This window comes from Streptomyces sp. JJ38, from assembly GCF_019303475.1.
GTDB lineage: Bacteria > Actinomycetota > Actinomycetes > Streptomycetales > Streptomycetaceae > Streptomyces.
The window spans coordinates 40,666-54,386 of sequence record NZ_JABLSI010000002.1; the positions used below are offsets into that span (position 1 = coordinate 40,666).

General features: G+C 72.3%; 15 protein-coding genes. 7 read left to right on the forward strand and 8 right to left on the reverse strand.

Translation table 11 applies throughout. From position 1 onward, the window contains the following. Positions 1-62 precede the first annotated feature (62 nt). The 4 genes from HPT28_RS01370 (at position 63) to HPT28_RS01385 (ending at position 1,911) form a co-directional block, all read left to right on the forward strand. Entirely contained in the window at positions 63-890 is an 828-nt protein-coding gene (locus HPT28_RS01370) for a helix-turn-helix transcriptional regulator (protein WP_219088359.1), read from the forward strand. Further along, positions 887-1,096 (forward strand): DUF397 domain-containing protein, encoded by a 210-nt coding sequence (locus HPT28_RS01375; RefSeq protein ID WP_219088360.1) that lies wholly within the window; start codon positions 887-889, stop codon positions 1,094-1,096. The genes HPT28_RS01370 and HPT28_RS01375 overlap by 4 nt, the downstream gene beginning before the upstream one ends. Positions 1,097-1,187: 91 nt before the next feature. Next, entirely contained in the window at positions 1,188-1,397 is a 210-nt protein-coding gene (locus tag HPT28_RS01380) for a DUF397 domain-containing protein (protein WP_219088361.1), read from the forward strand. Positions 1,398-1,533: 136 nt separating this feature from the next. After that, a complete protein-coding gene (locus HPT28_RS01385; protein ID WP_219088362.1) occupies positions 1,534-1,911 on the forward strand; it encodes a VOC family protein in 378 nt (125 codons plus the stop codon). Positions 1,912-1,988: 77 nt separating this feature from the next. Here HPT28_RS01385 and HPT28_RS01390 read toward each other — a convergent pair whose 3' ends face one another. Beyond that, a complete protein-coding gene (locus HPT28_RS01390) occupies positions 1,989-3,323 on the reverse strand; it encodes an LCP family protein (protein ID WP_219088363.1) in 1,335 nt (444 codons plus the stop codon). A 129-nt stretch (positions 3,324-3,452) separates the two neighbouring features. Between HPT28_RS01390 and HPT28_RS01395 the strand changes: the two genes are divergently transcribed. Then, positions 3,453-4,007, forward strand: coding sequence for an acyl-CoA thioesterase (locus HPT28_RS01395; RefSeq protein WP_219088364.1), 555 nt, complete (start codon positions 3,453-3,455; stop codon positions 4,005-4,007). Between the two features lie 33 nt (positions 4,008-4,040). Here HPT28_RS01395 and HPT28_RS01400 read toward each other — a convergent pair whose 3' ends face one another. Beyond that, positions 4,041-5,558 carry an LCP family protein gene (locus HPT28_RS01400; RefSeq protein ID WP_219088365.1) on the reverse strand — a complete coding sequence of 506 codons (1,518 nt, stop codon included), beginning with the start codon at positions 5,556-5,558 and terminating at the stop codon, positions 4,041-4,043. Positions 5,559-5,666: 108 nt separating this feature from the next. Here HPT28_RS01400 and HPT28_RS01405 point away from each other — a divergent pair, with 108 nt between their 5' ends. Next, positions 5,667-6,707 (forward strand): glycosyltransferase family 2 protein, encoded by a 1,041-nt coding sequence (locus tag HPT28_RS01405; RefSeq protein WP_308119035.1) that lies wholly within the window; start codon positions 5,667-5,669, stop codon positions 6,705-6,707. 45 nt (positions 6,708-6,752) lie between these two features. On the opposite strand, the gene HPT28_RS01410 is transcribed toward HPT28_RS01405, so the two are convergent. From HPT28_RS01410 to HPT28_RS01430, 5 genes are all read right to left on the reverse strand, one after another. After that, entirely contained in the window at positions 6,753-8,216 is a 1,464-nt protein-coding gene (locus HPT28_RS01410; RefSeq protein ID WP_219088366.1) for an ATP-binding protein, read from the reverse strand. Positions 8,217-8,324: 108 nt separating this feature from the next. After that, the gene (locus HPT28_RS01415; RefSeq protein ID WP_219088367.1) at positions 8,325-8,924 is read right to left on the reverse strand and encodes a hypothetical protein; all 600 of its coding nucleotides are present in this window, start codon (positions 8,922-8,924) and stop codon (positions 8,325-8,327) included. Positions 8,925-8,969: 45 nt separating this feature from the next. Further along, positions 8,970-10,157: a dipeptidase gene (locus HPT28_RS01420; RefSeq protein ID WP_219088368.1), complete on the reverse strand. Its 1,188-nt coding sequence runs from the start codon at positions 10,155-10,157 to the stop codon at positions 8,970-8,972. Between the two features lie 15 nt (positions 10,158-10,172). Continuing rightward, positions 10,173-10,709 carry a 5-(carboxyamino)imidazole ribonucleotide mutase gene (gene purE / locus HPT28_RS01425; protein WP_219088369.1) on the reverse strand — a complete coding sequence of 179 codons (537 nt, stop codon included), beginning with the start codon at positions 10,707-10,709 and terminating at the stop codon, positions 10,173-10,175. Then, positions 10,706-11,845, reverse strand: a complete 1,140-nt coding sequence (locus tag HPT28_RS01430) for a 5-(carboxyamino)imidazole ribonucleotide synthase (RefSeq protein ID WP_219088370.1) — start codon at positions 11,843-11,845, stop codon at positions 10,706-10,708. Before HPT28_RS01430 ends, purE begins: the two co-directional genes overlap by 4 nt. Positions 11,846-11,999: 154 nt before the next feature. Between HPT28_RS01430 and HPT28_RS01435 the strand changes: the two genes are divergently transcribed. Further along, on the forward strand, positions 12,000-12,515 hold the full coding sequence (locus HPT28_RS01435) for a GtrA family protein (RefSeq protein ID WP_219088372.1): 516 nt from the start codon (positions 12,000-12,002) through the stop codon (positions 12,513-12,515). On the opposite strand, the gene HPT28_RS01440 is transcribed toward HPT28_RS01435, so the two are convergent. Next, positions 12,444-13,706: an ATP-binding protein gene (locus HPT28_RS01440; RefSeq protein WP_219088373.1), complete on the reverse strand. Its 1,263-nt coding sequence runs from the start codon at positions 13,704-13,706 to the stop codon at positions 12,444-12,446. The genes HPT28_RS01435 and HPT28_RS01440 overlap by 72 nt on opposite strands. Between the last annotated feature and the right edge of the window lie 15 nt (positions 13,707-13,721).

Here is a 13,721-nt window from a genome sequence, read left to right on the forward strand (position 1 = left end):
GTGACCTACAGTCGGAAGCTCATCAACGTTTCACGAAAGGACGGAAGGTTGGTGTTACTCCTTTGAACATCAAGGAGTTGACCCCGGAGAGTTCGCCTCAGGCAGCCTTCGGAGCACGTCTGCGCAGGTTGCGAACGGAACGCGGCTGGACGCAAGATCACCTCGGCGACCAGATGGGATATTCCAGCACGCATATCTCGTCGGTCGAAACTGGCAACAAGCTCCCAACCTTGCGTTTTGCGCGGCGTGCTGACGCAGCGCTGGTCACTGGAGACGCGTTCGAGCGGGAGTGGCGCGAGATGCGGCACGGCACGCTGCTGGAGGGCTTCCCGCAGTTCCTTGACCATGAGGGCCAGGCCGCAGAGGTCCGCATCTACGAAGTGGGTGTCATTCCTGGGCTGCTCCAGACACCGGGATACGCGAAGGCACTCGCGGAGAGCGCGGTCAAGCGGGGAACGATCACATCCGACCAAGCCAACGAGCGGGTGACGCTCATCGCCGAAAGGCAAGCGACGCTCGTCCGGACGCCCCCGCCGCTCGTGTTCGTCGTACTGGACGAGAGCTGCATCCGACGGCCCGTCGGTGAACCGAACGTGATGGACGAGCAGTTGGCGCGGTTGCTCGACTTCGCGGAGCTGCCGAACACCGTGGTCCAGGTCGCCCCGTTCGACATGGGGACCCGTCGTCCGTTCAACCTGCCGATAACGGTACTGACGGCACCGGATCGATCGCTCATGTCGTACGCCGAATCCGCCCAGCGGGGTCACCTTGAGCGGGACAGCGCTTTCGTGCTGCCCATACTGACGGCATACCATCAACTCCAGGCCGAGGCGCCCTCCCAGGCGGAATCCCTGGCCATGATCGAGCAGCTTCGAAGGGGCACCCTGTGACGACCGAATCCCCCCGCTGGTACAAGTCCTCCTACAGTGACAACGGCGGCCACTGCATCGAGGTCGCCGCCAACCTCACCGCCACGCGCGGCGTCGTCCCCGTCCGCGACTCCAAGAACCCGAACGGCTCGGTGCTGGCCGTCCCCGCCGACGCGTTCTCCTCTTTTGTGGCAGCCGTCAAGGCCGAGGAGTTCCGGGCCATCTGACTGTCCATCCGCGTCTCGGCTTCACCCACGCCAACCCCGCCACTCCGAACGGGACGTGGCGGGGCCGCCACTCGTGACGAAAGGGCACCCCGTGACGACCGAATCCCCCCGCTGGTACAAGTCCTCCTACAGCAACAACGGCGGCAACTGCATCGAGATCGCCGCCAACCTCACCGCCACGCACGGCATCGTCCCCGTCCGCGACTCCAAGAACCCGAACGGCCCGGTGCTGACCATCCCCGCCGAGGCGTTCTCCACCTTCGTGGCGGGCCTCAAGACCGGGGAGCTCGGGGCTGGCTGACCGTCGGTCCCGCGACACGACCCGGTGGGCGTAATTGGCTCGACCCGGCGGTGGGCGTTAGGGCAGGCTGGCCCCTTTCGGGCGCTGGGACGGTCCGCCGCCCGAGGAACGAGCCTCACGAGGGAGACCATTCCGTATGGCTATCGCCGAGTTCGGACTGACCGCGATCGACTGCCCCGAGCCGCGGGTGCTCGCCGACTTCTACTCCGCCGTGCTGGGTTGGGAGACGGACCCGGAGAGCCGGGAGCACGACTGGATCGAGATCGTCGGCCCGGACGGGCGGCGGCTCGCCTTCCAGCGTTCCGAGGGCTACCGGGCGCCGAAGTGGCCGTCGACCGAGCACGCCCAGCAGATGCACCTGGACTTCGACGTGCCGCGCGAGCGGCTGGAGGAGGCCGAGCGGGCGGTGCTGGAGCTGGGGGCGACCCTGCTGGAGGGTGACGACGGGGGCCAGCGCAACTGGCGGGTCTACGCGGACCCCGTCGGTCACCCCTTCTGCCTCTGCGCCCAGTGAGGCGTAACCGGCGAGCGTGACACCGGCCCCGGCGGGCACTCCGCCGGGGCCGGTTCGCGGTCAGGCCGCCGCCGGAATCACATCCCGCCCTTGACGGTGACCTTCTCGTCGTTCTTCAGCTGCTCCATCAGCGGCTTCACGCGTTCCATGTCCCACTTGAGCGCGCTCTGCCCGCCCGGGGCGGCGTAGAAGCCGGACAGCGGCATGTTCATCTGCGTGCCGTCGCCGCCGGTGAGGCCCTTCATGGCCCAGAACATGGAGGCCAGGTCGAAGAGGCCCATGTCCTTGTCGACGATGAGCGAGTCCAGGCCGGCGCCCATCGTCGGGTAGAGGGAGAAGGGGTTGAGCACGGTGGAGGGGGTCGCGCTCTCCTTGGCGAGGGCCGCCAGGAGCTTCTGCTGGTTCTGGGTGCGGCCGAGGTCGCCGCCCTCGACGTTGTAGCGGTTGCGGACGAAGGCGAGGGACTCGGCGCCGTCCAGCCGGTGACAGCCCTTGGCGAAGTCCGCGCCGGAGTTCTTGTCCTTGACCGGCTTGTCGAAGCACATCTCGACGCCGCCGAGGGCGTCGACGATGTTCGCGAAACCGCCGAAGCCGATCTCCGCGTAGTGGTCGATGCGCAGCCCGGTGTTGTACTCGACGGTGCGAACGAGCAGCTCGGGGCCCTGGATGGAAAACGAGGTGTTCAGCTTCTGCTGCTGCGCGGGTATGCGGTTGCCGGACTCGGAGCCGGTGAACTCGGGGATCGTCACCCAGGAGTCGCGCGGGAGGCTGATGAGACTGTTCCCGTTGTCGCCGACGTGCAGGATCATCATGGAGTCGGTCCGCCGGCCGTCGGCGGAGCCGGTCCGCAGGCGGTCCTTGTCCTCGTCGCTGAGGCCCTCGCGGCTGTCGGAGCCGACGATCAGATAGTTCGTACCCTTGCCCGCCTCCGGGCGGTCCTCGACCTTCGCGAGGTCCACGTCGCGCCGGAGCTTGCCGTCCGCCCAGAAGTAGGTGCCGACGCCGATGACGAGCAGGGCGGCGAGGCAGACGACGAGGCCCACCGTGATGCGACGGCGCCAGTTCGGCCGGGGGCGCGGCGCGGGCCCGGGTACGCCGCCCGGGCCGCCGGAGCCGTGGCCGGGCCCGGCCTGGCGGGGGATGCCGGGCTGGCCCGGGGCCCCCGCGTCGTACCCGGGGTCGTACCCGGGCGCGGGAGCGGCGGGCGCGGAGCCGTACGTGGTGGGCTGCCCGTACCCGTCGTGCCCCTGGGCCTGACCGGCGTCGTAACCGCCGGGTGGCTGGGACGGCACCCCGGGAGCGCCCCGGACGGTCCGCATGACGCGGGCGCCCTCGGGCTCGGCTCTGCTCGCCCCGCGGCCGTACTGCTCACGGTCGCGGCCTCCGGTCGGTCCCTGCGGCCAGTCGCTCATGGCTGGCAGTGTGCCCTGCCCCACGCGCGGGCGACACACCCGGGTACGGAACCGGGGCAGGGCTGTTGCAGAGCCGCAGCATTCGACCCGCCGCGCCCGAATTGCGGGCCGCCGCTTACGCTGGGCGGCATGACCGACCCTGCGAAGGCCGCCGCGGAGAGCGAACTCCCGGCGAAGCCGACATCGGCGTCTCGTACGACGCTGAGCCACATCATGACGCATAACGACGCCAACCTCCTCGGCACCGTGCACGGTGGCGTGATCATGAGGCTGGTGGACGACGCCGCCGGGGCGGTGGCGGGGCGGCACTCGGAGGGCCCGGCGGTCACGGCGTCGATGGACGAGATGGTGTTCCTGGAGCCGGTCCGCGTGGGCGACCTCGTTCATGTGAAAGCCCAGGTCAACTGGACAGGCCGGACCTCGATGGAGGTCGGGGTGCGGGTCCTGGCCGAGCGCTGGAACGAATCCTCTCCCCCGACCCAGGTCGGCACCGCGTACCTGGTGTTCGCGGCCGTGGACACGGACGGCAAGCCGCGCAGCGTGCCGCCGGTGATGCCGGAGACGGAGCGGGACCGGCGTCGGTACCAGGAGGCCCACATCCGCCGTACCCACCGGCTGGCCCGCCGCCGCGCCATCCGCGAGCTGCGCGAGCGCCGCACCGCCGAGGGCCTGCACGACGGCTGACGGCGACCTGCGCACCCGGGGCCCGAGGGGCGCTCAGTCCGGGCAGACGACCTGGTCACCGGTGACGACGGTGTAGCCCCTGCGCCGCTCGGCCTCCCGGTCCGGCCGCGGCTCGGCCGCGCGCACCGGGGTGACGTCGCGGAAGTCCTTGCCGAGGGTGACGCGCATCAGGGGGCCCTGCCCCTCGACCTCGCGCAGTTCGGCGCCGGGCAGGGCCGCGGCCAGTGAGCGGGCCGAGCGGTCCCAGCGGGGGTCGTAGGCGATCTCGGTCTTCTCGGCGTCCTGCTTCTTCGCGTTGCCCGGGATGCCCGTGGTGGCGAAGCCGGTGGCGGCCAGCTCCCGGTCGGCCCGGTGGCCGAGCCCCGCCTCCTCGGTCCCGTTGTCGACCTGGACCCGGATGTTGCGCGGGGGCACCGCCACCGGCACGGCCCGCTCCGGCGGCTCCCCGTCGCGCTCGTCGGTGCCCCCTGCGCCGTCGCCGCCGTCCTTGCCCCCCTCGCCGACCTCGGCCGGGGCACGCTCGGCGAGCGGCTCGTCCCGGCGCAGGGCGGTGAACAGCTTCTTCGCCTTCACCTCGTCCCACAGAACGGTTTCGCCAAGCTCGGGCACCCGGTGGCGGGCGTTGGCGATGGGCACTGTGGCGAACTCCGAGGACGCCGGGCCGAGGCCGCGCATGGCCCTGCCCAGGGCCAGCATCTCCTCCGAGCCGAAGCCGTGGTCGGCCCGCACGGAGGAGAGGGCGGCGTCGGTGACCTTCCGCAGCCTCCCGGGGTTCATCAGCACGCCGCCGCGGGTCGCCTGGTCGATCAGGGAGGCGACGAAACGTTGCTGTCGCTCCATCCGGCCGAGGTCGGCGCTGCCGTCGACGTGGCGGGCGCGGACGTACTGGAGCGCCTCGCCGCCGCCGAGCACGCTCGTGCCCGCCGGGAGGTCCAGGCCCGAGTGGCTGTCCTTGAGCGGCTTCACCGTGCACACCGGCACACCGCCCACGGCGTCGACCGTCCGCATGAAGCTGGTGAAGTCCACCTCCAGGTAGTGGTGGACGTGGACGCCGGTCATGCGTTCCACGGTCTCCACGGTGAGCCGGGGCCCGCCGTGGGTGTAGGCGGCGTTGAGCTTGCTGGGCAGCGCCCCGTGCCGCACGTCCCCCTCCCGGTCGGTGTGCGGCGGGAGGGTGGTGTAGCTGTCCCTCGGCAGGCTGATGACGGAGGCGCGGTCACGGTCCTCGGAGAGGTGGACGAGCATCATCGTGTCCGTGCACCGGCAGGGCGCGCCGCCGAGGTGGTACGCGCGGCGCTGCTTCTCGGAGATCTTGTCCCGGCCGTCCACCCCGACGACGAGGAAGTTGAGGCCCTTGCCCGCCTCGGGCCGGTCCGTGAGGTCGTCGAAGGGGTCCACCCGGCCGATGCCGTCCACCACGCCCGTCATGACGACGTGCCCGAAGCCGCTGACGGCGAGGACGGTCCCTGCCGTGGCCAGGCTGATCCGCAGCCCCCACCGGGGCGGCCGGCACGCCGGGCGGCGCCGGGAGGGGCGCGGCGTAGGGGGCACGGATGGGACCTCCGGGCAGGGGTCGGGCTGTCGGTCACAGTACGACCCGGCCGGTCGCGGGGGCGGCTGCCGTGCGGCGCGTTCCCCCGTTCGCGGTAACGTGACGGGGTGACTTCCGCAGTACCCGGCGCGGCGCGCCCGGCGCCCCCCGTCTCCGTGATCATGCCCGTGCTCAACGAGGAGCGGCACCTGAGGGAATCGGTGCGGGCCATCCTCGCCCAGGAGTACCCGGGCGAGCTGGAGGTCGTGATCGCGCTCGGCCCGTCCACGGACCGCACGGACGAGATCGCCGCCGCACTGGTGGCCGAGGACGCGCGGGTGCACACCGTGCCGAACCCGACGGGCCGTACGCCGGCCGGGCTGAACGCGGCGATCAAGGCGTCCCGGCACCCCGTCGTCGTCCGGGTGGACGGGCACGGCATGCTCTCGCCGAACTACATCGCGACGGCGGTGCGGCTGCTGGACGAGCAGGACGCGGCCAACGTCGGCGGGATCATGCACGCCGAGGGTGAGAACGCCTGGGAGCAGGCCGTCGCCGCGGCGATGACGTCGAGGATCGGCGTCGGCAACGCCGCCTTCCACACCGGTGGCGAGGCGGGCGAGGCCGAGACGGTGTACCTGGGCGTCTTCCGCCGGGAGGTCCTGGAGCAGCAGGGCGGCTACAACGAGGAGTTCATCCGGGCCCAGGACTGGGAGCTGAACTACCGCATCCGTTCGGCGGGCGGCCGGATCTGGTTCTCCCCCGAGCTGCTGGTGTCCTACCGGCCGCGGCCGAGCGTGCGGGCGCTGGCCAAGCAGTACCGCAACTACGGCCGCTGGCGGCACGTCGTCGCCCGCTACCACCCGGGCTCCATCAACCCGCGCTACCTCGCTCCGCCGACGGCGCTGCTGGCCATCGCCGCGGGCGCGGTGCTGGGTGCCGTCGTCACCCCGTGGGCGCTCGTCGTTCCGGGCGGGTACCTCGCGGCCATCACGGCGGGCTCGGTTCCGGCGGGCCGGGGGCTGCCTCTCGCGGCCCGGGCCCGCATCCCGGTGGCGCTGGCCACAATGCACATGGCGTGGGGCTGGGGCTATCTGACGAGCCCGCGCTCGCTGGCCCGCAAGGTGATCGCCTCCCGCCGCGCCCCGGCCCCGGCCGACGCGGGCTGACGGCAGGTACGCCGGGGCTGAGCCGCTGGCGTGCCGTCGCCGGGATCAGCCCTGCCGAGGTCCTGACGGCCGCCAGGCCGCGATCACGTCCTCGGGCCGCCAGACGAGGCCGACACCCTCGGTGTCCAGGCCGGGGGCGACGCCGGATGCCGACGCGATCACGAGGCCGGTGCGTGCGGCATCGAACCCGGGCACCTGGACGGCTCCCCGGCGCAGGGCCGCGAGGTCACGGCCGTCGAACGCGGTGTTCAGCCACTTCACCGATCCGGCGAAACGGATGGCCCCGGCCACGGGCGCCCGGTCGGCGCCGATGAGGTCGATCTCCGGGTCGAACTGTCGGTTCCACCAGCCGCCGACGGCCTCCACCTCCGCCCACGGCAGATCACCATCGAGAGCTGCGAGTTCCAGGGACTCGCGGACGACGGGTTCCACCGCGCGACCGCGCCAGGTGGCCCACCGGCGTTCGATGAGACGGTAGCCGACCTCGGGACGGCCTCGTCGGGTCTGCTCCTGGGCCGCCCGGAGTGCGGCCAGATACAGCCGGAGATTGCTGTCGGCCACTCGGTACAGGGCGGGCTTGCCGGGACGCGTGGACAGCGGCTCGTCCAGGGCGAGCACGCGCTTCTCGCCGACCAGGCGGCGCAGCAGTGGAGACAGCGAGCCGGAGGGCAGCGCGCCTTCTCGCCCTCCAGCCGTGGCGGCGATGTTGGCAAAGGTGCGGTCGCCGCTCCCCACCGCCTCCAGCGCCCGTCGGGCCTGATCCGGACCCGGGAACTCCGCCATCAGCGCGGACTCCGGAATGCTGAACACCGGAGACGCCGGGTCCTGGCATTCGGCCTCCAGGAACGCCAGGGCGGGCGTCCCGTGTGGCCAGGCGCGCAGGATGCCCGGCAGGCCGCCGGAGACCAGGGAGGCGTCGATGGCGTCGGCGGCGGACAGCCCCAGGGCGCGGCCCACTTCGGCGGGGTTCAGCGGGCCGAGCACCAGATGGTCCGCGCGGCCGTAGAAGGGCCGGTCGTAGGCGGTCAGCCGCTCCATCATGTGGATGTCGCCGCCGAGCAGGAGCAGCAGGACCGGGCGCCTGGACAGCAGCCGGTCCCATGCGGTCTGCAAGGCCCCGTCGAAGGCGGCATCCTGCTCGGTGAGCCAGGGCACCTCATCGAGCACAACGACCGACGGGGTGTCGGGGAGCGCGCTCGCGAGGGCACGGAAAGCCTCCGGCCACCCCCGGCCGCCCGTGGGCAGCAGCTCCGGCTCCTCGGAAACGCCGGAGTCCCGCAGTTCGGTGAGGAAGGACTCCACCGCCTCGACGGGAGACGCGCCCTTGGTGGCGGTCGAGAAGACGTAGGGAACCCCGGCCCGGTCGCAGAACTCCTGGACGAGCCGGGACTTGCCGACCTGTCGGCGCCCCCGGATCGCGACGGCCGCCCCCGCCCGCGCGGAGGACACGCGGTCGAGCCTCTTGCGCAGCAAGGCCAGCTCGCTCGCGCGCCCGATGAACTCGTCCATCGGCCAGCCCCCTGGGGTAGGCAGCATTTACGTAGACCAAATCTAGGTAGATTGAATCTACCTAGATGGATACTACCTTGAAGCCCAGCACTCTGGGCATGCCGGAGGTCAGCCGCCGACGCCGGGTGGGTCCTGTGGGGCGGCGTCGCCGTGCTCGGGGATGTCGCCGCGCTCGATGGGCGCGGGGGCGTCGGAGAGCGGCGGCAGGACGCCGTCGAGCTCGGAGTCGTCCGCGCGGTGGGCGGCCTCGGCGGCCTTGCGCAGCGTCTCGCGGTCGGTGCCGTCCGGTGCCGAGCTGACCCGGATGACGTGGCCGTCCGCCCCGCGCTCGTAGCCGTGCTCCGAGGGCCCGGTGCGGTAGAAGAGCTCACCGTCGGCCTCGCAGGTGCCCTCGCCGGCGTCCTGCGCGGCGGGCTGGTCGCAGCCCGCCGCGCCGCGGTCGACGGTGAGCATGAACGTGGCGCCCCGCTCCCGCGAGAAGTAGGCCGCGCTGAAGCCGTCACCGCCGTAGACACCCACGGACTGCTCGGCGAGGGTGTAGCCGTCGGCCTCGGTGAGGTAGATCAGCTCCGGGGCGCTGCCGATGGCCTTCGCACGCTGCTCCAGCTCGGCGCGGTCCGGCGCGGTGCCGGTCTCGGTGCCGCAGGCACCCAGGGCGAGGGACAGGGGGAGGAGGAACAGGGCGGCCCGACGTCTGTGCGCGATCATGCGCCCATCCTTCCCCGCCCCCTCCCGGCGCGGTCAACGGGGGTTTCAGCCGTCCAGCTGGCCGATGGTCGCGTTGGACGGGGGCGTGGTGGCGGTGAGCTCGCGGGCGACGGCCTCGGCGTCCCGGAGCACCCGCACCGCGTTGTGCCAGGTCAGCTTGGCGAGGTCGGCCTCGGACCAGCGGCGGTCGAGGAGCTCGGCGATCAGGTTGGGGTATCCGGCGACGCTGTCCAGCCCGGCGGGGAGGAAGGCGGTGCCGTCGAAGTCGCCGCCGATGCCGAGGTGGTCGACGCCGGCGACCTCGCGCATGTGGTCCAGGTGGTCGGCGACGGTGGCCGGGGTGGCGACGGGGCGCGGCTCGGCCTCCTCGAAGGCCCGGTGCAGGGCCATGGCCTCGGGCGTGGTGTCGAGGTGGTGGAAGCCGTGGGCGCGCAGGTTCTCGTCCGCCCGCCGCGTCCAGTCGACGGCGGCGGGGAGGATGAACTTGGGCACGAACGTGGCCATGGCGATGCCGCCGTTGGCGGGGAGCTGGGCCAGGACGTCGTCGGGGATGTTGCGCGGGTGGTCGCACACGGCCCGGGCCGATGAGTGGGAGAAGACCACGGGGGCCCGGGTGACGCGCAGCGCATCCCGCATGGTGGTGGCGGCGACGTGGGAGAGGTCCACCAGCATGCCGGCGCGGTTCATCTCGCGGACGACCTGCTCGCCGAAGGCGGTCAGCCCGTCGTGCCGGGGCTCGTCCGTGGCGGAGTCGGCCCAGTCGATGGTGTCGTTGTGCGTGAGCGTCATGTAGCGGACGCCGAGCTGGTGGAGCTGGCGCAGGGTGCCCAGCGAGTTGGCGATGCTGTGGCCGCCCTCGGCGCCCATCAGGGAGGCGATGCGGCCGCGGCGCCGGGCCGCCTCCATGTCGTCCGCGGTGAAGGCGAGTTCGAGGTCCTCGGGGTGCCGGGCGGCGAGCTGCCGTACGACGTCGATCTGCTCCAGGCAGGCGCTGACGGCGGCGTCTCCGGTGAGGTCGGTGCGGACGTAGACCGACCAGAACTGCGCGCCGACGCCCCCGGCGCGCAGCCGGGGCAGGTCGGTGTGCAGGTGGGCGGACTGGTCGGCGGCGATGTCGCGGGCGTCCAGGTCGTAGCGGACCTGCACGCGCAGCGCCCAGGGCAGGTCGTTGTGGCCGTCGACGACGGGGAAGTCGGCCAGGAGCTTGTGGGCGCGGGTCAGGGTGTCCGTCACGGCTGTCCCCCGGCCTCAGCGGGCGAAGCCGAAGCCGTCGGCGTTCGCGACCTTGTTGCGCAGGCGGCGGCCCTTCTCGGTCGCCTGCTCGTTCAGCTCCTCCTGGAAGGCGGTGACGCGCTCCCGCAGGCTCGGGTCGTGGGCGGCGAGCATGCGCACCGCCAGCAGCCCGGCGTTGCGGGCGCCGCCCACGGAGACGGTGGCAACGGGGACCCCGGCGGGCATCTGCACGATGGACAGCAGCGAGTCCATGCCGTCGAGGTACTTCAGCGGGACGGGGACGCCGATGACGGGCAGGGGGGTGACGGAGGCGAGCATGCCCGGCAGGTGGGCGGCGCCCCCGGCGCCCGCGATGATGGCCTTGAGACCGCGGTCGGCGGCGTTCTCGCCGTACTCGATCATCTCGCGCGGCATGCGGTGCGCCGAGACGACGTCGACCTCGTGGGGCACCTCGAACTCCGCGAGCGCCTGCGCCGCGGCCTCCATGACGGGCCAGTCGGAGTCGGAGCCCATGACGATGCCGACGAGGGGGGCGGGGCGGGCGTCGCTCATTCGGTGATCGTTCCTCGCAGGTAGTCGGCGGCGTGCCGGGCGCGCTCGCGCACGTCGGCGAGGTCGGCGCCGTAGGTGTTGACGTGGCCGACCTTGCGGCCGGGCTTCACGTCCTTGCCGTACATGTGGATCTTGAGCTGGGGGTCACGGGCCATGCAGTGCAGGTAGGCGCCGTACATGTCGGGGTAGTCGCCACCGAGGACGTTGGCCATGACCGTCCAGGGGGCGCGGGGGCGCGGGTCGCCGAGCGGGAGGTCGAGCACGGCGCGCACGTGGTTGGCGAACTGCGAGGTGACGGCGCCGTCCATCGTCCAGTGGCCCGAGTTGTGGGGGCGCATGGCGAGCTCGTTGACGAGGGTGCGGCCGTCGCGGGTCTCGAAGAGTTCGACGGCGAGGTGTCCGACGACGTCGAGTTCCCGGGCGATGCGCAGCGCGAGCTCCTGGGCGCCGGCCGATTGCTCGGCGCTGAGCCCGGGCGCGGGGGCGATCACGGTGTCGCAGACGCCGCCGACCTGGATGGACTCGACGACGGGGTAGGCGACGGCCTGTCCGTGCGGGGAGCGGACGACGTTGGCGGCCAGCTCGCGGACGAAGTCGACCTTCTCCTCGGCGAGCACCGGCACCCCGGCCTTGAACGGGTCGGCGGCCTGCTCCTCGTCGTCCACGACCCACACGCCCTTGCCGTCGTAGCCGCCGCGCACGGTCTTGAGGACGACGGGGAAGCCGCCGCCCTCGGCCGCGAAGGCGGTGACGTCCGCCGGGTCGGCGACGACGCGGTGCCGGGGACAGGGGATGCCGAGGGCGTCGAGCCGGGCCCGCATGACGCCCTTGTCCTGGGCGTGGACGAGCGCGTCGGGCCCGGGCCGCACGGGGATGCCCTCGGCCTGGAGGGCGCGCAGGTGCTCGGTGGGGACGTGCTCGTGGTCGAAGGTGATCACGTCGCAGCCGTGGGCGAAGTCACGCAGGGTGTCCAGGTCGCGGTAGTCGCCGACGACGACGTCGCCGACCACCTGCGCGGCCGAGTCCTGCGGGGTGTCACTGAGGAGCTTGAAACGGATGCCGAACGGGATGCCAGCCTCGTGGGTCATACGGGCGAGCTGGCCACCGCCGACCATGCCGACTACCGGAAACGTCACGCCACCAGGGTAAGGGGCGCGCGGAGCGCTGACGCACGGGTATCGAACACGCGGGTACCCCAGAGCGGGAACGCGCGACTCGGCCGACCCTCGCCCCAGGCCCTAGCATGAGGTGCTGGGGGGCCGAGCTGACCGAACGGGGCTGAAGATCACTATGGGTGAACATCCGAAGCCGGCCGTCCGGCTGAAGCGGCTGAAACGCCTGCTGCGGGAACTGGCGAAGTTCGGGACGGTCGGGGCCTTCGGCTTCCTGGTCAACGTCGCCGTCTTCAACCTGTGCATCCACACCTTCCAGCTCGCCCCCGTGCGCTCCGGTGTGATCGCGACGGCGGTGGCCGTCGCGACGAACTACCTCGGCAACCGCTACTGGACCTACCAGCACTCCGACAAGCGCCGGATATCGAAGGAAGCCTCGCTGTTCCTGCTGTTCAGCGCGGTGGGGCTGGTGATTGAGAACGGGGCGCTGGCCATCTCGCACTACGGTTTCGGCTTCACCTCCCCGCTGGCCGACAACATCGCCAAGTACGGGATCGGGCTCGGCCTGGGCACGGCCTTCCGGTTCTGGTCCTACCGCACCTGGGTGTTCCGGCGCCGGGCCTCAGCCCTCGGCCGGGGCGCTGACGACCTCACGGCTGAGGAACAGCGCGAACACGGGCGGGTGCTGCTGTAGCAGTTCCAGGCGGCCGCCGTCGGCCTCCGCGAGGTCGCGGGCGACGGCGAGGCCCAGCCCGGTGGAGTTGTGCCCGCTGACCGTGCGCTCGAAGACGCGCGAGCCCAGCTCCGGCGCGACGCCGGGGCCCTCGTCGGTGACCTCCACGACGACCTGGTTCCCGGCGATCCGGGTGCGCAGGGCGACGGTGCCGTCCCCGTGCATGAGGGAGTTCTCGACCAGCGTGGCCAGGACGGTGGCCACGGCTCCCGGGGTGCCGACGGCGCGCAGCCCGGGCTTGCCGGAGTGCACGATGGCCCGGCCGGCGCCGCGGTAGGCGGGCCGCCACTCCTCGACCTGCTGGAGGACGACCTCGTCCAGGTCGAAACCGACGGCGGAGGTGGAGCGGGGGTCGCGGCTGTTGGTGAGGAGCCGCTCGACGACGTCGGTGAGCCGTTCCACCTGGGCGAGGGCGATGGCGGCCTCCTCGCGGACGGTGTCGGGATCGGTGTCCCCGACGCTGTGGACGATCTCCTCCAGCCGCATCGACAGGGCGGTCAGCGGGGTGCGGAGCTGGTGTGAGGCGTCGGCCGCCAGCCGCCGTTCGGCGGTGAGCATGCGGGCGATGCGCTCGGCGCTGGCGTCCAGCACGTCGGCGACGCGGTCCAGCTCGGGGACGCCGTAGCGGCGGTGGCGGGGGCGCGGGTCGCCGGAGCCGAGGCGTTCGGCGGTCTCGGCGAGGTCGGTGAGGGGGGCCGCGACGCGGCGGGCCTGGCGGACGGCGAGCAGGGCGGCGGCCAGCACCGTCACCAGCGCCACCGCGATGATGATCATGAGGATGCGGCCGATCTCGTCGGTGACGACGCTGCGCGGCTGCTGGACGACGACGGTCTCCCCGGAGCCGCCCTGGGCCCGGCCCTGGATGACACCGCCCTGGGGGCGCTCCCCGAGGGCGATGGACTCCTGCCCCGGCAGTTCGATCCGCACGTACCGGTCGGCGGGGACGGCGCTGCGCATCGTGGCGGCGGTGACCTGCTCGCCCGCCGCGAGCCGCGCCTCGACGACGGCGACCAGCCGGGCGGCCTCGGAGCTGGTCGTCTCCCGCGCGCTGCGCTCGATGGCCTGGGTCTCGATGACGACCAGGGAGATGCCGAAGACGGCGATGACGACGACCACCACGGCGAGCGTGGAGTTGATCAGGCGGCGGCGCATGGCGGTCTGGGGTCC